The organism is Azohydromonas lata NBRC 102462 (assembly GCF_001571085.1).
GTDB lineage: Bacteria > Pseudomonadota > Gammaproteobacteria > Burkholderiales > Burkholderiaceae_C > Azohydromonas > Azohydromonas lata.
The window spans coordinates 41,282-58,919 of the sequence record NZ_BCTC01000005.1 but is presented as its reverse complement, the minus strand read 5'-3'; the positions used below and the strand labels follow the sequence as shown (position 1 = coordinate 58,919).

Sequence of the window (17,638 nt, the reverse complement as noted above, 5' to 3'; positions counted from 1 at the left end):
CGTCCGCGCAGCGTCCTCGACGGCTCCGCATTCGACATTGGTAATTCATGGCTAAGAAAAGTATCGAAATCATGGTGGGCGGCTTCGTGCTGCTGGGTCTGGCGGCGCTGCTGTTCCTGGCGCTCAAGGCGGCCAACCTCACGAACATCGGCAACGGCGGGCAGACCTACCAGCTCAAGGCGCGCTTTGACAACATCGGCGGCCTCAAGGCGCGCGCGGCCGTGCGCAGCGCGGGCGTGACCGTGGGCCGCGTCGAGTCCATCAAGCTCGACCCCAAGACCTACATGGGGGAGGTCACCTTCCAGGTGTCCCAGGGCGTGGAGTTTCCGCGCGACTCCTCGGCCAAGATCCTGACCTCCGGCCTCCTGGGCGACCAGTACATTGGCATCGAGCCCGGCGCGGACGACAAGATGCTTGAGCCCGGGACCGTCATCACGCAGACGCAGTCGGCCGTGGTGCTGGAAAACCTGATCGGCCAGTTCCTGTTCAGCAAGGCGGCCGACGCCGGTGGTGGCACCGGCAACGGCAATGGCGGCGGTGCGCCGGCTCCCGCAGCCCCAGCCAAGCCCTGATTCCTTGCAGCCGGCCCAAAAGAGGAGTGCAGCCGTGAAGAAGAACATGACCCTGCTGCTGGCCGCCGCGCTGCTGTGTGCCGGCGGCGCCGCGCAGGCCCAGGCGCAGCAGGCCGCGTCCTCGCCCGTCGACCCGCTGGAGGGGTTCAACCGCTCCATCTTCAACTTCAACGAAGGGCTGGACCGCACGGTGCTCAAGCCCGTGGCCACGGCCTACCGCGACGTCGTGCCCTCGCCGGTGCGCACCGGCGTGAGCAACTTCATGGGCAATTTCTCCGACGCCTGGTCGGCGATCAACCAGTTCCTGCAGGGCAAGGGCGAGGCGGGCATCTCCATGACCTTCCGCGTGCTGGTCAACTCCACCTTCGGCCTGGCCGGGCTGGTGGATTGGGCCACGCCCATGGGCCTGGAGCGCCAGAGCGAGGACTTCGGCCAGACCCTGGGCCGCTGGGGCCTGGGCAGCGGCCCCTACATCGTGTTGCCGTTGCTGGGCCCGTCTTCGCTGCGCGACACGGCCGGCCTGACGCTGGACCTGCAGACCACGCCCAGCAGCGTGCTGTTCAGCTCCACGTCCGACCGCGTGATGGCCACCTCGCTGCAGGTGATCAACCGCCGCTCCGAGCTGTTGGGCGCCACCGACGTGGTGGACCAGATCGCGCTGGACAAGTACCAGTTCATCCGCGACGGCTACCTCGCGCGCCGGCGCAGCCAGGTCTACGACGGCAACCCGCCGGAGCAGCCGGATGAGCAGGACGACGACACCGGCGCCGGCGACGCCGGCACGCAGCCTGCTCCTGCCACGTTGAACCCTGCCGCGCCGCCGCCCGCGACGCCTGCCCCGGCACCCGCGCCGGCGCAGTGAAGGCAGCGAGTGAACCGTTCGGCGCTCTCGCGCGTTGAAGTGACCGGGACGCCGGCTTCGGTGCCCCGCAACCTCTGAAGGAAACCTCTCCGTGATCAGAAAGTTTCTGACCCTCTTCGCTTTCCTGGGCAGCTTCCTGCTGGCCGGCTCGCTGCATGCGCAGGGCGTGGCGCCTGACGCCTTCGTCCGCCAGCTCTCGGACGACGTGCTCAACGCCATCAAGTCCGACAAGGCCATCCAGGGCGGCGACGTGGCGCGCATCCGCGATCTGGTCGATGCCAAGGTGCTGCCGCACGTGAACTTCCAGCGCATGACCGCCGCCACCGTGGGCCGCGCCTGGCGCACCGCCACGCCGGAGCAGCAAAAGCGCCTGCAGGACGAGTTCAAGACCCTGCTGGTGCGCACCTACGCCGGCGCGCTCACGCAGGTGAAGAGCTCCACCACCATCCAGCTCAAGCCCTGGCGCGGCAATGCGACCGATGCGGAAACCGTGGTCCGCACCGAAGTGCGCGGCAGCAGCGACCCGGTGCAGCTGGACTACCGCCTGGAGAAGGCCGGCGACGACTGGCGCATCTATGACGTCAACGTCCTGGGCGTGTGGCTGGTGGATCAGTACAAGAACAGCTTCGCGCAGGAGATTGCCTCCGGCGGCATCGATGGCCTGATCGCCAAGCTGGCCGAGCGCAACAAGACCGGCGGCAAGGGCTGATGACCGTGGCGCTGCTGGCTTTGCCCGATACCTTGACGATGGCCACGGCAACCCAGGCGTTGCGGGGGCTGGAGCCGGCGCTGGCCGGCAGCGGTGGGGCGCAGGTGGAAGTGGACGCCACCGCGCTGCGCGACTACGACTCCGCCGCGCTGGCCGTGCTGCTGCAACTGCGCCGCAACGTGCAGGCTGCCGGCGGCGACCTGTGCATCAAGGGTGCGCCCAAGCTGCTGGCCGAGCTGGCCCAGCTCTACGGCGTGGACGGCGCGCTGCCGGGGCTGGAAGAGCAGGCCGCCGCCTGAGATCGACGGTCAACGGCGCAGCGGCCCGCGCCTGAAACAAGCAACCCGCCGGTTCCGCGTGAGCGCAACGGCGGGTTTTTCTTTGGTCGAAGCCCTGCGGGCAGCCCGCCCGCCGCGCCCCCGTGCGTTTACTGGAACGCGCCGGGCGACCATGCGGCCGGTGCCGTGATGGGCGTGGTGCCCAGGGGCAACTTGAACTGCGCCATGGGGTTGAGCAAACGGCCGCCGGCCCAGCCCGGCACCACGCCGGTGCCGCGCAGCGGCGAGGTGGAGAGCAGCTTGAAGTTCAGCGAAGCCGGCGCCACCAGCGAGCCCAGCGTGGTCAGGCGGTTGTCCGTGGTCCACGGCGTCGTGCCCGTGGCCACGCTGCCCGCGCCCACCAGCAGGTTGTTGGTAAAGCGCATGCTCAGGCCGGCAGACAGCCGCGCCGGGCTCACGCGCACGAAGGTGCCGGCGCTGCGGTTGTTGATGATGGTGTTGTTGGCCATGTAGAGGCCGTGCTGAGTGAGGGTGGACGTCTCCTCGCCGTAGCTCACGATGTTGGAGTTCGGCGACAGCGCACCTTGGCTGATGACGTTGCCAATCACCCAGACCAGCCCACCCTCGGGCAAGTCCAGCTCATAGGAGGACGTGCCCTTTGGGCCGTCCACCAGCAGGTTGTAGGAGATCAGGCTGGTCTGCGCCCGCGACTTGACCAGGTGGCCCACCCGGCCGTCGTGGAAGTAGCAGCCCGTCAGGCTGAACTGCTTGATGCGGCCGACGTAGATCAGGTGTGGCGGGTAGGGCGAGGTCGCGGCCGGGCTGTTGGCCGCGAAGCCGAACTCGCTGTTGCTCACGTCCAGCGTGCAGTTGGCGTCGTTGTTGGTGAGGATGCCCATCTCGTTGTCGAAGAAGGCGCAGTTCCTCACCGTGAGGTTGCCCAGCTCGTGGCGTATGCCGGCGCCGTTGAGGTCGGCCACGCGCGCACCGCGGAACTCCAGGTTCTCGATCAGCACGTTCTCGGCGTTGCGCACCACCAGGATGCCCTTGCCCAGCGCCGAGACCCCGTCGGCCCGGAACACCGGGCGCGGCGAGCCGATGCCGCGAATGGTCAGCCGCCTTTGCGTGATGGCGCCCACCTGCGCGGAATAGAGGCCGGGCTTGACTTCGATGACGTCGTCGTCCACGCACTGCGCCAGCAGGGCGCTCAGCGACATGCCCGGGTAGAGCGTGCGTACCGTACCGGCGGTCCGCCCCGGCAAGGGCAGCGAGGGCAGCAGCCCCGCGAGAGCCAGGGATTGGACGAGTTGGCGCCTGTTCATCTGCTTCATCCCGGCGAGGGGGCCCTCCCGGCCCCATCGCCGCTGTGCCTGCGTTCTTCACACGCGCCTGCGCCGCACAAGGGGGCCGAGCAGACGCACGTCGCCGGGGCCTGGAGGAGGTGGGCAAATCAGGGCCCGGTCTCCCTGTTCATCGTCGCTTGGCGGAGGCAGTTGAGAGCCCGCCGCGATTCGTTGCCGACCGTTTCACCCTGTTGCCTGGCGCAAAGGCCGCTGCGTGAGGCGAAAGATCCGGCGCCTGTTCTTTGCGGACGCTCGTGCTCAGGGCGTGTTGACGTAGCGCCGCGCGCGCAGGTTCTTCTTGATCTCCTGGAGCATGGGCTGCAGCGTCTCTATGCCCAGGCGCAGCGCCAGCCCGGTGGCCAGCACGTCGATGGCCAGCAGGTGCAGCAGGCGCGACACCATGGGGCTGTAGCGGTCGGCATCCTCGGGGTGGTCCACGGCCAGCAGGATCTGGTGCGCGCCGTTGCCGCTGCCCGATTGGGCCAGCGGCGTGGCGCTGGCCGTGAGGAGGATGAGCGTGGCGCCGCGCCGGCGCGCGATGTCGGCCACGTCCAGCAGGTCGCGGCTGCGGCCGGAGTTGCTGATGATCACCGCGCAGTCGCCGGGCTGCAGCATGGTGGCGCTCATCACCTGCACGTGGCCGTCGCTCACCGCCGCGGCCGTCACGCCCAAGCGGAAGAACTTCTGCTGTGCATCCTGCGCGACGATGCCGGAGGTGCCCACGCCGTAGAACTCCACGCGGCGGTGCGCGCGGTGCGCGGCTTCCAGCGCGTCCATGGCGCGCTCAAAAGCCTGCGGCGCGGCCTGGTTGCGGTAGGCCAGCAGCGCGCCAATGGCGTTGTCCACCACCTTGACGATGAGCTCGGCGGGCCTGTCCTCCGGGGCCACCGCGCGGTGCACGTAGGGCACGCCCTCGTTGGCCGCGCCGGCCAGGCGGCGCTTGAAGTCCGCCAGGCCGCCGTAGCCCACGCTGCGGCAAAAGCGCACCACCGTGGGCTTGCTGACGTTGGCACGCTCGGCCAGCAGCGCCACGGGCAGGTCGGCAAAGGCGCGCGCATCGGCCAGCAGCAGCTCGCCCACGCGCTGCTCCGCCGGCGACAGCGCCGGCAGCGCTGCGCGAATGCGCTCCAGCAGCGGGCTTTCGTTACTCATGGATGTCCCTCTAGAGGGCGGCGTGGGCGCTCCGCCTTGTGTTTACTGCTCTTCGTCCCACATGAAACCGTCGCGCGCCACCAGGGCGCTGGCCGCCGGCGGACCCCAGCTGCCCGCCACGTAGGGGCGTGGGCCTTGGGTGTCCTGTTTCCAGGCCTGAAGTATGGGCTCCACCCAGGCCCAGGCCTGCTCCTGCTCGTCGCTGCGGACGAACAGGTTCAGCCGCCCGGCGATGGCGTCCAGCAGCAAGCGTTCGTAGGCGCCCACGCGCTCGCTGGGGAATGCCTTGTCGAAGTCCAGGTCCAGCGACACGGGGGAGAGCGCCTCGCTGCCGCTGCCCACGCTGCCCTTGGCCGCCATCAGGTGCAGCTCCAGCCCGTCCTCCGGCTGCAGCTTGATCACCAGCTTGTTGGCGTTGCTCATGCCGGCAAAGATGGGGTGCGGCACGGGGCGGAAGTTCACCACGATGTGCGCCTCGCGCGAGGCCAGCCGCTTGCCGGTGCGCAGGTAGAAGGGCACGCCGGCCCAGCGCCAGTTCTGCACCTCGGTGCGCAGGGCCACGAAGGTCTCGCAGCGGCTGCCCGCGGGCACCTTGGCCTCGTCCAGGTAGCCGGGCACCGACTGCCCGCCGACGCTGCCGGCGCGGTACTGGCCGCGCACCACGTCGCGCTGCACCGACTCGGGGGTGAAAGGCTTGAGCGACTTCAGCACCTTGAGCTTCTCGTCGCGAATGGCGTAGGCGTCGGCGGTGGGCGGCGGCTCCATGGCGATCATGGTCAGCAACTGCAGCGCATGGTTCTGGACCATGTCGCGCAGCGCGCCGGTGCGGTCGTAGAAGTCGCCGCGCGTGCCCACGCCCAAGGACTCGGCGATGGTGATCTGGATGTTGGCGATGCTTTCGCGACGCCACAGCGGCTCGAAGAGCGCGTTGCCAAAGCGCAACGCCGCCAGGTTCTGCACCGCGGGCTTGCCCAGGTAGTGGTCGATGCGGAAGGCCTGCGCCTCCTTGAACACCGAGCGCACCACGGCGTTGATCTCGCGCGCGCTTTGCAGGTCGTGGCCCAGCGGCTTTTCCAGCACCACGCGCACGCGGTCGTGGTTCAGGCCCACGGCGCCGAGCTGCTCGCAGATCACGGGGAAGAGGTGCGGGCTGGTGGCCAGGTACAGCACCGCGGTGTCGGCCGGGGTGGCGCGGCCTTCCTCGGCCTTGGGCTCGTCCAGCCAGCGCTTCAGCCGCGCGTAGTGGTCCGGCTTGGACAAGTCCATCTGCCGGTAGTGCAGCAGTTGGGCGAAGCGGGCGAACTCCTCGTCGCTGGGCCGCTTGGCGGGCTCGACCTCGTCGAAGCGCTGGCGGATGAAGTCGCGGTAGTTGTCGTCGCTGCGCTCCTCGCGCGCCACGGCCAGGATGCGGCCGCCCGCGGGCAGCTTGCCGTGGCGAAACGCCTGGAACAGCGCAGGCATCAGCTTGCGCCAGGTGAGGTCGCCAGTACCGCCAAAGAACACCAGATCAAAAGACATCGTGAAAAAACCTTCCGAGAGGAGCGAGCCTGGGATGTAACCGGGTTACATGGTTCATGATGCTAGAGTTTCTTAGGAGGGTCAACGAGCGCACACGTTCGCCAAAGAGGACGCCGCGCCGCAGACCGTGTCAGACCGATGCGCAGGCGCCGCCTGCAGGACCAAGCCGTGAATCAACTCGAGCAGCTCAAGCAGCACACCACCGTCGTGGCCGATACCGGCAACTTCAAGCAACTGGCGCAGTTCGCGCCGCGCGACGCGACGACCAATCCCTCCCTCATCCTCAAGGCCGTGCAGCAAGCGGAGTACGCGCCGCTGCTGACCGAGGTGGTCAAGGCCCACCCGCGCGTGCCGCTGGAGCGCGTGGTGGACGAGGTGCTGGTGCGCTTCGGCCTGGAAATCCTGAAGGTCGTCCCGGGCCGCGTGAGCACCGAGGTGGATGCGCGGCTGAGCTTCGACACGGCCGCCACCATTGCCCGCGCGCACCACCTGATCGCCCTGTACGAGCGCGCCGGCATTGCGCGCGAGCGCGTGCTGATCAAGATCGCCGCCACCTGGGAAGGCATCCAGGCGGCCAAGGCGCTGGAGCACGAGGGCATCCACTGCAACCTCACGCTGCTGTTCTCCTTCTGCCAGGCCGTGGCCTGCGGCGATGCCGGCGTGACGCTGATCTCGCCCTTCGTCGGCCGCATCTACGACTGGTACAAGAAGCAGGCCGGCGCCGCCTGGGACGAGGCCGCCAATGCCGGCGAGAACGACCCCGGCGTCAAGAGCGTCGCCGCCATCTACAACTACTACAAGCACTTCGACATTCCGACCGAAGTGATGGGCGCGAGCTTCCGCAATGCCGGGCAGATCCTGGCGCTGGCCGGCTGCGACCTGCTGACCATCAGCCCCGACCTGCTGGCCGCGCTGCAGGGCAGCGAAGGCCCCGTGCCGCGCCGGCTGGACCCGGCCGCGGCCAAGGGCATGGACATCCACGCCCGCACGCTCAACGAGCCGTGCTTCCGCTACGCCCTGAACGACGACGCCATGGCCAGCGACAAGCTGGCCGAAGGCATTCGCGCCTTTGCCGCCGACGCGGCCAAGCTCGACCGCATGATCGAGGAGCTGTGCAAGTGACGTCCCACGCGGCCCAAGCAGCCGTCGCCGCCTTCGTGCGCGGCGACAAGACCGTGGCCTGGAGTGGTTTGCAAGGCCACTGGCAGGCGCACGGCCGTGATCTCGACCTGCGCGAGATCTTCAAGAGCGACCCCCAGCGCTTCGAGCGCTTCGGCGTGCAGGCGCCGGAGGTGTTTGCCGACCTGTCCAAGCAGCGCTGGGACGAGGCCACGCGCCGCCTGCTGCTGGAGCTGGCGCGCGAGGTGGGCCTGGAGGCGCGGCGCGACGCCCTGCTGGCCGGCGAGCCGGTCAACACCACCGAGGGCCGCGCCGTGCTGCACACCGCGCTGCGCGCGCCCAAAGGGCAGGGCCCCTTCAGCGACGACGTGCACGAGGTGCTGGAGCGCATGCTGGCCTATGCCGAGGAGGTGCGCGCCGCCGGCTTCACCGACGTGGTCAACATCGGCATAGGCGGCTCCGACCTTGGGCCGCTGATGGCGGTGAAGGCGCTGCAGCCCTACACGCAGCCGGGGCTGCGCAGCCACTTCGTCTCCAACGTGGACGGGCACGACATCGCCCCGCTGCTGGCGCAACTGGAGCCGGCCAAGACGCTGTTCATCGTGGCCAGCAAGACGTTCACCACGCAGGAGACCATGGCCAACGCCGCGGTGGCGCGGGCGTGGTTCCTGGCCGGTGGCGGCACCGACATCGCCCGGCACTTCGCCGCCACGACCACCAACGTCGGCGCGGCGGCGGCCTTCGGCATCGACAAGACCTTCGGCTTCTGGGACTGGGTGGGCGGGCGCTACTCGCTGTGGAGCGCCATCGGCCTGCCCATCGCCATCGCCATTGGCGCGGACAACTTCCGCGAGCTGCTGGCCGGCGCCCATGCCATGGACCGCCACTTCGCCGAGGCGCCGCTGGAAGAGAACCTGCCCGCGCTCATGGGCCTGCTGGAGGTCTGGAACCGCGACTTCCACGGCTTCACCAGCCGCTGCGTCGCGCCCTACCACCAGGGCCTGGCGCGGCTGCCGGCGTATTTGCAGCAGTTGGAGATGGAGTCCAACGGCAAGCGCGTGGACTACGCCGGTGAAGAGCTTCCCTTTGCCACCAGCCCGCTGGTGTGGGGCGAGCCCGGCACCAACGGCCAGCACGCCTTCTTCCAGATGCTGCACCAGGGTACGGACGTGATCCCGGTGGAGTTCATCGCCGTGCGCGAGCCCGCACACCCGCATGCCGACTTGCAGACGAAATTGCTGGCCAACTGCCTGGCGCAATCGCAGGCGTTGATGCTGGGCAAGACGGCGGACGAGGCGATGGGCGAAAAAGCGCCCACCGCGTCGCCGGACATCGCCCGGGACGTGTTGGCACGCCACCGCAGTTTCCCCGGCAACCGGCCCAGCACGACGCTGGTGCTGGAGCGGCTGACCCCGCGCAGCCTGGGTGCGCTGGTGGCGTTGTACGAGCACCGTGTGTTTACCAGCGGCGTGGTGTGGGGCATCAACAGCTACGACCAGTGGGGCGTGGAGTTGGGCAAGGCACTGTGCAATGCGCTGCTGCCGCGATTTGAATCCGGGGACGTGACGGGGCTGGACGCTTCCACCGCCGGACTGCTGAGGAGATTGAGGGGATGAGTGCAGCGGAGCTGAAACCCGTGGTGATCTGGGACGTGGGCGCGGTGCTGCTGCGCTGGCGTCCGGCCGTGCTGCTGCAGCGCGTGCTGCCGCGCCACGCGCACGACGAAGCCAGCGCCCTGGCGCTGGCGCGCCGCTTCTTCGTGGAAGGCGGCGACTGGGGCGCCTACGACCGCGGCGACGTGGAAGAGGCTGCCCTGGCGCAGCGCATCGCCCACCGCACGGGCCTGACGGAAGCCGACGTGCACACCGTCATCCAGGCCGTGCCGGACGAGCTGCAGCCGCTGCCCGACAGCGTGGAACTGCTGCACGCGCTGCGGCAGCGGGGTTTGAAACAGTATTTCTTTTCGAACATGCCGCTGGGTTATGCCGCGCATATCGAAAAGGCGCACGGCTTTTTTGGCCTGTTCCACGGCGGCCTGTTCTCGGCCCGCGTGCGGCGCATGAAACCCGAGCGCGAGTTTTATGAGCTGGCGCACGAGCGGTTCAATCTGGCCGGGCGCAGCGCCATATTCATAGATGATTCCCCGGCCAATATCCAGGCGGCGCGGGAATTCGGGTGGAATGCGGTGCTGTTCAGAGACATTCAGCAGGTGGCTGGCGAGCTGAAGGCATTGGGCATGGCCTGCTGAAGTGAGAGCGTGGGCGGTCGTGAGGCCGCCCGCGGCACACCTGAGCCCATCACCTAGGCTTTGCGGCGGCGTTTCAGGAGCATGCCGCCCAGACCCAGACCAAACAGCGCAAGGCTGGCCGGCTCGGGCACGGTGTTGTTGTTGTTATTGTTGAAAGAGAAAAGAATGTTGTCGAGTATGACGCCCTCATTGTCGTTGCCGGTATTGGAGAAGCTCAAGTAGCCGGTCGTTGGCGCCAGTACCGAAAACGTGAAGTCGTAAATATTGTGGGGCGCATTAAATGCCAAAGAAATGGACTGGCTGAACACCGAACCCACACTGGCGATGAGCGTGTCATAGCCTCGGGTGCGCTGGTTACCCGAAGCAGAAAAACTCAGGTTGTAAGTGCCGGCTTGCAGTGTGAACAGTGTGTTGGACTGCAGTGTGCCGCCGTAACGGCTTGTTCCATCCATATCCACGCAAAAGCCCTGGCCGCCCATGCAATTCAGGGGTGGGCTGGATCGAACGAGGTCGACTGAACCGCGCACGACCGAGAAATTACTAAACCCTCTGTAATTGTCCACGGTGCCGCCGGCGGTTTCATGGTCGAAGTCATCCTGCAACAGTACTGTCGCCTGTGCCGCCGAGCTCAAACCCAATATGATCGCCGCAACCCATCCCTTGATTTTGCTCATTTTCATTCCATCCGTTTAGGTAAGTTTTTGTTACGGAGCGTATGTTGATGCGGAATCTATTAGTGCCAACGGTTCTGGAATGGGTAAAAATACCTGTTTCTTGATGTTGCTGGTGGGTCGTTTGCTGTGGTATTTGGATTTAGATGTGGCCGCGACTATTGTTGGCTGGTGGTTTTCTCTTGGTTTGATGAGGCGCGCCATGATCCAACCTCAAAAAGTTGGGATTTACCCAAACGTTTGAATGATATGGTTGGGGATTGTCATATTCATTCGTTATGCGAGCTTAAGTAAATCACTGGAATCGAATGCTGTGAATGTCGCAAGGCGATAATTTGGCGCAATCACATCGCATGTGCCATGCGCATGTATTTCGCGTGATCATCAAGTGATCCACGGTTGTGCAGTGTGAAAAATTGGCGGTATTCTGCGTAAATCTTAAATTCGTTATTCTCGCCTTCGCGGCAAGGGCAGATCAGGGTACGCGGTGCGATAGCTCTAGGGATGCGCCTTGAAATTCAACAGGCCATCGATTCAAAAAAGTTTGATTCCCCGATGAATCGGCACTCCAGCCCATCCGTCTCTATGTCAAGATGGGATTGGTTGGCAAAACTAAGCTCTAGTTTGATAGGGCCTGAAATGGTATGGGGAAAGGCGGCTTGCCGTGCCCATTGATTCTCTACAAATATCCGGCCTGACGAAATTCTCCCCATGAATTCATTGAGCGTCAGGCCGGGCATTGTCGCCGACAGAACCAGCTCCACGTTGCGCGCAAACCCTTCAATGAGTTTTTCGAAATCATTCGGAGCGTAGCGCAGCACATGCGCTGCGGAAAACAAAATGCGGACGTTTCCATTCGCCAAGGTGACCGCAGCGACTTCGCTGTCTGAAAATAATAGGATAAAGGATGAGTGCGTCATGAGGCATTCAAGCCGGTGAGAGCTGCACGGCTTGCATCCAGCCCATTTTCAATCAATGCCTGCTGCCACTGCGGCGCATCAATGAAGAATGCCTCGAACAACCCCTGTCGGATTTTCTGGGCCAACGCCGTGCGCAGCGGCTTTTCCGGGTGATTCTCCAGCCACTGGTCCGCCCGCATCGCCTGCAGGATATGCAGCGGCGGCACGGTGCCGAATTCAAACCCCATCCCCGTGAATTCCGCCTGCGGGCATTCCTGTCCGATCACGCTCCACATCGCGCCTGAAATCACGGCCGAGATGGAGGTGTGCTCGTGCATGGTTTTCAAGGTCGGCCACCAGGCGCGGGCGCGCTCGACTTGCGCCGGGTCGCTGCCGTCGCCCGAGAAAATGATTTCAGCCTGTCCGGTGGCCCCCAGGCCGCTGTGCAGATCCACCCAGCCGAGTTTCGAGCATCGCCGCGCGTGGTCGCGCAGCACGTGGCGCAGGGCCTGCTGGCTCCAGGTCGGCGCATGGCCGCCGTAAAAGAGGCCTTCCGGTTCGGAATACTGGCCGCCGCTGACGATTTGCTGCAACGCCGCCATGCCGCGCTGCGCCAAGACCGCCTGCAATTTCTGCTCGTTCTCCGGCGAGGGTGGCCAGGTGGAGGGCACCAGCAGCGGGTGCAATTCGTCGTAGCCGGGGTTGGCGGGCAGGGGGTGGCTGAAATCCTGGAAATTGCGGTTGAGGTCCACGTTTTCCTGCGTGGTGCGCCGCATCCAGGACATGCCCCAGGGATTCAGGGCGTGCAGGAACAATACCGCCACGCCGGCCTGCTGCGCCTGCTCCAGAAAATTGGCGTCGCGCAGCAGGGCGATTTGCACGGCCGAGCCGGCATAACCCTCCACGCCGTGGCAACCGCTGCTCACCAGCAGCAATTTTTCGGCGGAGATGGGGCCGCAGCGCGCCACGTCCAGCGCCAGGGTCTCGCCGTCCTGGCCGAGCAGGGGGTGAATTTCAGCATGTGCGTCCAGGCCCGCGGCATCGGCTGCGGCCAGGAATTTCTCGCGGGCCTCTGAATACTTGTGCGAGAAACAGGTGTTCAGAGCGTCCGCGTCCATCTTGAATCTCCTGGGCCGCGTTCAGCGCGGCCGGTTGAGCCAGCGTTCCGCCACCCGTACCCACAGGGAGGCGCCAATGGGGATCAATTCGTCGTTGAAATCGTAGCTGGGATTGTGCAGCGTGCAGGGCCCCAAGCCATGGCCGCCGTCGCGGTGCGTGCCGTCGCCGTTGCCGATCACGAAATAGCAGCCCGGCTTTTCCTGCAGGAAATAGCTGAAATCCTCGGCGCCCATGGTGGGCACGAATTCCTGCACGTTGTCGGCGCCCAGCAGTTCCGTGCCGACCTCGCGAATGAAGGCGCTTTCAGCATCGTGGTTGACGGTGGGCGGGTAATTGCGGTCGAACTCGAAATTGCACTCCAATTCAAAAGCCTCGGCCGTGGATTGGGCGATTTGGCGCATGCGCCGTTCTATCAAGTCCAGCACGGGCGTGGTGAAGGTTCGCACCGTGCCCTGCATTTCGCAGCTTTCGGGAATGACGTTGGTGGCCTCGCCCGTGTGGATCATGGTCACCGAAATGACGCCGGTATCCAGCGGGTGCTTGTTGCGCGTCAGTATGGTTTGAAAGGCCTGCACCATCTGGCAGGCCGCCGGTACGGGGTCGGTGCCCATGTGCGGCATGGCGCCGTGGCAGCCCTTGCCGCGCAAAACAATTTTGAATTCGTTGCTGGACGCGAAACAGGGGCCGGTCTTCACTGCAATCTGCCCGGCCTTGAGCCCCGGCCAGTTGTGGGCGCCGAAGATGGCTTCCATGGGAAAGCGCTGGAACAAACCGTCGCGCATCATTTCCCGCGCACCGCCGCCGCCTTCCTCGGCGGGCTGGAATATCAAATACACCGTGCCGTCGAAATGGCGGTGCTTGGCCAGGTATTGCGCGGCGGCCAGCAGCATGGCGGTGTGGCCATCGTGGCCGCAGGCGTGCATTTTTCCGGCGTGGCGGCTGGCGTGGCCGAAGTGGTTGTGCTCCTGGATGGGTAGCGCATCCATGTCGGCGCGCAGGCCCACGGCGCGATCTGACGTGCCGTTGCGTATCACGCCCACCAGCCCCGTGCGTCCCAGGCCACGGTGCACCTCGATACCCCACGCCTCCAACTGGCGGGCGACGAGGTCGCCCGTGCGCGCCTCCTCGAAGCACAGCTCAGGGTAGGCGTGGATATCCCGGCGCAGCGCGGCAATGCCCGCGGCTTCGGCCAGGATGGATTCAATCAACAACATCAAGCGCTCCTGCTCAAGGCGGCTGCTGGAAATCTTAAGGCGTCACATCCCCCACAAGGGTGACCCCGGAGGGGCTGTGCAATAGTTCGCCGATGGATGTTCAGCCGTCTTTTCCCGCATCTTCCCCCGCTCTTTCTCCCGCCGGTACTGAAGCCGCGTCGCCCGTGCGCCATGTCCACGGCGCCTGCCCGCACGACTGTCCCGACACCTGCGCGCTGCGCGTGAGCGTGCAAAACGGTGTCGCCTTGCGCGTGCAGGCCGACCCGGAGCATGAGCGCACCTTGGGCGCGCTGTGCACCAAGGTCAGCCGCTATACCGAGCGCACCTACCACCCGGAGCGGCTGCTTTATCCGATGAAGCGCGTGGGCCCAAAGGGCAGCGGGCAGTTCCAGCGCATCTCCTGGGACGAGGCGCTGGACACGGTGGCCGCGCGGCTCAAGGAGATTGCCGCGCGCCAGCCGCAGGCCATCCTCCCGTACAGCTACGCCGGCACCATGGGGCTGCTGCAGGGCGAGGGCATGGCCGCGCGGGTGTTCCACAAGCTGGGCGCCTCGCTGCTGGAGCGCACCATCTGCGCCTCGGCCGGCGGTGCGGCACTCGCCGCCACCTACGGCGGCAAGGTGGGCATGCAGGTGCAGTTCTTCCCGGAGAGCAAGCTCATCCTGATCTGGGGCAGCAACCCCATCACCTCCAGCGTGCACTTCTGGACGCTGGCGCAGCAGGCCAAGCGCGCCGGCGCCAAGCTCTGGTGCATTGATCCGCGCCGCACCGACAGCGCCGACAAGTGCCACCGCCACCTGGCGCTGCGCCCGGGCACCGACGGCGCGCTGGCCCTGGCGCTCATGGGCGAGCTCATCCGCCAGGACGCGCTGGACCACGACTACATCCGGCGCCACGTCAGCGGCTTCGAGAAGATCCGCGAGCAGGCGCTGGCCTGGACGCCGGAGCGCGCGGCCGAGGTCTGCGGCGTGGAGGCCGGTCTCATCCGCGAGCTGGCCCACGACTACGCCACGGTGAAGCCAGCCGCCATCCGCCTGAACTACGGCATGCAGCGCGTGCGCGGCGGCGGCAACGCGGTGCGGCTGATCGCGCTGCTGCCCTGCCTCACGGGCGCGTGGCGGCACCGCGCGGGCGGGCTGCTGCTCTCGGCCTCCGGTTGGGCGGCCCAAGCGCGCAACGACGCGGCGCTGCAGCGCCCGGACCTGCTGGCAGGGCGCCGGCCGCGCGTCATCAACATGAGCACCATCGGCCAGGACCTGCTGCGCGAGGCCTCGCCGGACTTCGGTCCCAAGGTGGAGGCGGTGGTCGTCTACAACAGCAACCCGCTGGCGGTGGCGCCGCAGTCGGCCCAGGTGGCGGCGGGCTTCCAGCGCGAGGACCTGTTCACCGTCGTCCTGGAGCAGTTCATGACGGACACGGCCGACCACGCCGACATCGTGCTGCCCGCCACCACGCAGCTGGAGCACCTGGACGTCCACACCTCCTACGGCCACACCGACGTGCTGCTCAACGAGCCGGCCATCGCGCCCTTGGGCGAGGCCAGGCCCAACACGGAAATCTTCAGACTGATCGCCGCCCGCCTGGGGCTGGACGATGCGTGCTTCAAGGACGACGACGAGACGCTGGCGCGCACCGCGCTGAAGAACATCGACTTCGACGCCCTGCGCGCGCGCGGCTGGGCGCGGCTGCCGGTGCCGGACGCGCCCTTTGCCGAGGGCGGCTTTCCGACTGCCGACGGCAAGGCCGTCGTGGATGCCCCGGGCCTGGGCGTGCCGGACTTCGTGCCCAACTACGAGAGCGTGCAGGCCTCGCCGGAGCTGGCCGCGCGCTACCCGCTGGCCATGATCTCGCCGCCGGCGCGCCACTTCCTGAACTCGACCTTCGTCAACGTGAAAAGCCTGCGCGACGTGGAGGGCGAGCCGGCGCTGGAGATCACCCCGGACGACGCCATGGCGCGCGGCGTGGTGGACGGCAGCCTGGTGCGCGTGTTCAACGACCGCGGCGAGATCACGCTGCGCGCGCGGGTGAGCACGCGCTCGCGCCCGGGCGTGGTGGTGGGACTGGGCATCTGGTGGCGCAAGCTGGCGCCGGACGGGCGCAACGTCAACGAGCTGACGCACCAGCGCCTGACCGACATGGGCAACGCGCCCAGCTTCTACGACTGCCTGGTGGAGGTTCGTCCGGCGTGAGCCGCGCGCTGCGCCGCTCCTGGCGGGCCCTGGTGCTGGCCGCGCTGCTGCCCGCGCTGGGCGGCTGCGCCAGCGTCGGCTACTACGCGCAGTCGCTGCGCGGCCACTTCGACCTGCTCACCCGTGCCAAGCCGGTCAAGGAATGGGTGGGCGACGAGGCCACGCCCGCCGACTTGCGCGAGCGCCTGCGCCTGAGCCAGGAGATGCGCGACTTCGCCATCACCGAGCTGAAGCTGCCCGACAACGCCAGCTACCGCCGCTACGCCGACCTGCACCGCGACGCGGCGGTGTGGAACGTGGTGGCGGCACCGGAGCTGTCGCTGCAGTTGAAGACCTGGTGCTTCCCCATCCTGGGCTGCGTGGGCTACCGCGGCTATTTCGACCGCGACGAGGCGCGCGGCCTGGGCGATGAGCTCAAGCATGCGGGCTGGGAGGTGTCGGTCTACGGCGTGCCGGCCTATTCCACGCTGGGCTGGAGCAACTGGCTCGGGGGCGACCCGCTGCTCAACACCTTCGTGAGCGGCCCGGAGACGGACCTGGCGCGGCTGCTGTTCCACGAGCTGGCGCACCAGAAGGCCTATGCGGACGACGACACGGCCTTCAACGAGTCCTACGCCACGGCGGTGGAGCGCCTTGGGCTGGAGCGCTGGATGGCGCACCGCGGCAACCCGCACCTGCGTGAGGAGTACCAGGAGACCGAGGCGCGCCGCGCGCAGTTCCGTTCTCTCACGCGCGCCCTGCGCGAGCGGCTGGATGCGCTCTACCGCAGCGACGCCTCCGACGCGGACAAGCGCGCGCGCAAGGCCGAGCTGATGGCGGATTTCCGCCGCGACTACGAGCAGCTCAAGCAGCGCGAGTGGCACGGCGACGGCGGCTGGGACGGCTGGGTCCAGCGCGCCAACAACGCCTCGCTGGCGGTGCAGGGCGCCTACGGCGACCTGGTGCCGGACTTCATGCGCCTCTTCGAGCGCGTGGGCGGCGACTGGGACCGGTTCCACGCCGAGGCGGCGCGGCTGGCCAAGCTGCCCAAGGCGCAGCGGAGGAAGGCGCTGCAGGGGGCGGGGGCCTGAGACGCCCCTTAAACTCGTCGCCATGGGCCACGCCGCGAAAAAGCAGCCGATGAGCGCCGAGGACTTCCTCGCGTGGGATGCACATGAACCCGTGAAGCACGAGTTCAGTCGCGGAGAGGTGTTTGCGATGGCGGGCGCCGAGGAGCGGCACGTCAACGCCGCGGGCAATGTCTATATCGCCCTGCGCGCTCACTTGCGCGGCACGCCCTGCCGCACTTTCATGTCCGACATGAAGCTTCGCGTTGAAGCGGCGGACTGCTTCTACTACCCCGACGTGCTGGTGACCTGCAGCACCACCGACACCGATCCGCTGGTGAAGCGCGAGGCCCTGCTGGTGGTGGAAGTGCTCTCTCCTTCCACCGCCGCCTTCGACCGCGGCGACAAGTTCGCCGACTACCGGCTGCTGCCCACGCTGCGCGAATACCTGCTGCTGGACCCCGACAAGCGCCGCGGCGACCTCTACCGCAAGGGCGAGGACGGGCTGTGGGTGCTGCACCCCCTGGGGACGAACGAGCCGCTGCGGCTGGAGAGCGTCGGCCTGACGCTGGAGCCGCAGGTGCTGTGGGAGCAGGTCGGCCCGTCAGCTTGAGGGCGGGCCCACCGGCGTTGGCGGCAGGCCCGCAGCCTGCCTGGTGACGCACCCGCGCCGCCTGCGGCGCCGAGGTGCCGTCCCTA

At 67.1% G+C, this 17,638-nt stretch carries 17 protein-coding genes; 10 read left to right on the top strand and 7 right to left on the bottom strand.

The features are described from left to right. Nucleotides 1-47 precede the first annotated feature (47 nt). The 4 genes from mlaD to ALA01S_RS03490 all read left to right on the top strand — a co-directional run bounded on the left by mlaD (nt 48) and on the right by ALA01S_RS03490 (nt 2,442). On the top strand, nt 48-572 hold the full coding sequence (mlaD, locus tag ALA01S_RS03505) for an outer membrane lipid asymmetry maintenance protein MlaD (protein ID WP_066332093.1): 525 nt from the start codon (nt 48-50) through the stop codon (nt 570-572). Between the two features lie 34 nt (nt 573-606). Further along, nucleotides 607-1,434: an MlaA family lipoprotein gene (locus ALA01S_RS03500; RefSeq protein ID WP_238455679.1), complete on the top strand. Its 828-nt coding sequence runs from the start codon at nt 607-609 to the stop codon at nt 1,432-1,434. 94 nt (nt 1,435-1,528) lie between these two features. Then, complete coding sequence (locus ALA01S_RS03495; RefSeq protein ID WP_373862975.1) at nt 1,529-2,143, top strand: MlaC/ttg2D family ABC transporter substrate-binding protein; 615 nt, start codon at nt 1,529-1,531, stop codon at nt 2,141-2,143. Then, the gene (locus ALA01S_RS03490; protein WP_066332088.1) at nt 2,143-2,442 is read left to right on the top strand and encodes an STAS domain-containing protein; all 300 of its coding nucleotides are present in this window, start codon (nt 2,143-2,145) and stop codon (nt 2,440-2,442) included. Before ALA01S_RS03495 ends, ALA01S_RS03490 begins: the two co-directional genes overlap by 1 nt. 128 nt (nt 2,443-2,570) lie before the next feature. Here the strand turns inward: ALA01S_RS03490 and ALA01S_RS03485 are convergent, their stop codons facing one another. The 3 genes from ALA01S_RS03485 to zwf form a co-directional block, all read right to left on the bottom strand. After that, the gene (locus ALA01S_RS03485) at nt 2,571-3,743 is read right to left on the bottom strand and encodes a right-handed parallel beta-helix repeat-containing protein (protein ID WP_066332086.1); all 1,173 of its coding nucleotides are present in this window, start codon (nt 3,741-3,743) and stop codon (nt 2,571-2,573) included. Between the two features lie 279 nt (nt 3,744-4,022). Continuing rightward, nucleotides 4,023-4,898: an SIS domain-containing protein gene (locus ALA01S_RS03480; protein WP_066332250.1), complete on the bottom strand. Its 876-nt coding sequence runs from the start codon at nt 4,896-4,898 to the stop codon at nt 4,023-4,025. 60 nt (nt 4,899-4,958) lie between these two features. Continuing rightward, nucleotides 4,959-6,434 (bottom strand): glucose-6-phosphate dehydrogenase, encoded by a 1,476-nt coding sequence (gene zwf, locus ALA01S_RS03475; protein WP_066332083.1) that lies wholly within the window; start codon nt 6,432-6,434, stop codon nt 4,959-4,961. A gap of 168 nt (nt 6,435-6,602) precedes the next feature. Between zwf and tal the strand changes: the two genes are divergently transcribed. Genes tal through ALA01S_RS03460 form a run of 3 tightly spaced genes read left to right on the top strand, consistent with a single transcriptional unit; the run spans nt 6,603 to nt 9,801 of the window. Beyond that, nucleotides 6,603-7,556, top strand: coding sequence for a transaldolase (gene tal, locus ALA01S_RS03470; protein ID WP_066332248.1), 954 nt, complete (start codon nt 6,603-6,605; stop codon nt 7,554-7,556). Continuing rightward, nucleotides 7,553-9,169, top strand: a complete 1,617-nt coding sequence (gene pgi, locus ALA01S_RS03465; RefSeq protein WP_084267175.1) for a glucose-6-phosphate isomerase — start codon at nt 7,553-7,555, stop codon at nt 9,167-9,169. Before tal ends, pgi begins: the two co-directional genes overlap by 4 nt. After that, the gene (locus ALA01S_RS03460) at nt 9,166-9,801 is read left to right on the top strand and encodes an HAD family hydrolase (protein WP_066332081.1); all 636 of its coding nucleotides are present in this window, start codon (nt 9,166-9,168) and stop codon (nt 9,799-9,801) included. Before pgi ends, ALA01S_RS03460 begins: the two co-directional genes overlap by 4 nt. Nucleotides 9,802-9,854: 53 nt before the next feature. On the opposite strand, the gene ALA01S_RS03455 is transcribed toward ALA01S_RS03460, so the two are convergent. The 4 genes from ALA01S_RS03455 to ALA01S_RS03445 all read right to left on the bottom strand — a co-directional run bounded on the left by ALA01S_RS03455 (nt 9,855) and on the right by ALA01S_RS03445 (nt 13,704). Further along, nucleotides 9,855-10,475, bottom strand: coding sequence for a PEP-CTERM sorting domain-containing protein (locus ALA01S_RS03455; protein ID WP_169805843.1), 621 nt, complete (start codon nt 10,473-10,475; stop codon nt 9,855-9,857). 515 nt (nt 10,476-10,990) lie between these two features. Beyond that, on the bottom strand, nt 10,991-11,392 hold the full coding sequence (locus tag ALA01S_RS32555; protein WP_157118735.1) for a hypothetical protein: 402 nt from the start codon (nt 11,390-11,392) through the stop codon (nt 10,991-10,993). Then, nucleotides 11,389-12,489, bottom strand: coding sequence for a M14 family metallopeptidase (locus ALA01S_RS03450; RefSeq protein ID WP_066332070.1), 1,101 nt, complete (start codon nt 12,487-12,489; stop codon nt 11,389-11,391). Before ALA01S_RS03450 ends, ALA01S_RS32555 begins: the two co-directional genes overlap by 4 nt. 21 nt (nt 12,490-12,510) lie before the next feature. Further along, nucleotides 12,511-13,704, bottom strand: coding sequence for a M20 aminoacylase family protein (locus ALA01S_RS03445; protein WP_066332068.1), 1,194 nt, complete (start codon nt 13,702-13,704; stop codon nt 12,511-12,513). 92 nt (nt 13,705-13,796) lie between these two features. Between ALA01S_RS03445 and ALA01S_RS03440 the strand changes: the two genes are divergently transcribed. Genes ALA01S_RS03440 through ALA01S_RS03430 form a run of 3 tightly spaced genes read left to right on the top strand, consistent with a single transcriptional unit; the run spans nt 13,797 to nt 17,552 of the window. Beyond that, on the top strand, nt 13,797-15,893 hold the full coding sequence (locus tag ALA01S_RS03440; protein ID WP_066332067.1) for a molybdopterin-containing oxidoreductase family protein: 2,097 nt from the start codon (nt 13,797-13,799) through the stop codon (nt 15,891-15,893). Then, nucleotides 15,890-16,963, top strand: coding sequence for an aminopeptidase (locus ALA01S_RS03435; RefSeq protein WP_066332066.1), 1,074 nt, complete (start codon nt 15,890-15,892; stop codon nt 16,961-16,963). Before ALA01S_RS03440 ends, ALA01S_RS03435 begins: the two co-directional genes overlap by 4 nt. A gap of 49 nt (nt 16,964-17,012) precedes the next feature. Beyond that, entirely contained in the window at nt 17,013-17,552 is a 540-nt protein-coding gene (locus ALA01S_RS03430) for a Uma2 family endonuclease (RefSeq protein ID WP_238455678.1), read from the top strand. Nucleotides 17,553-17,638: the final 86 nt, after the last annotated feature.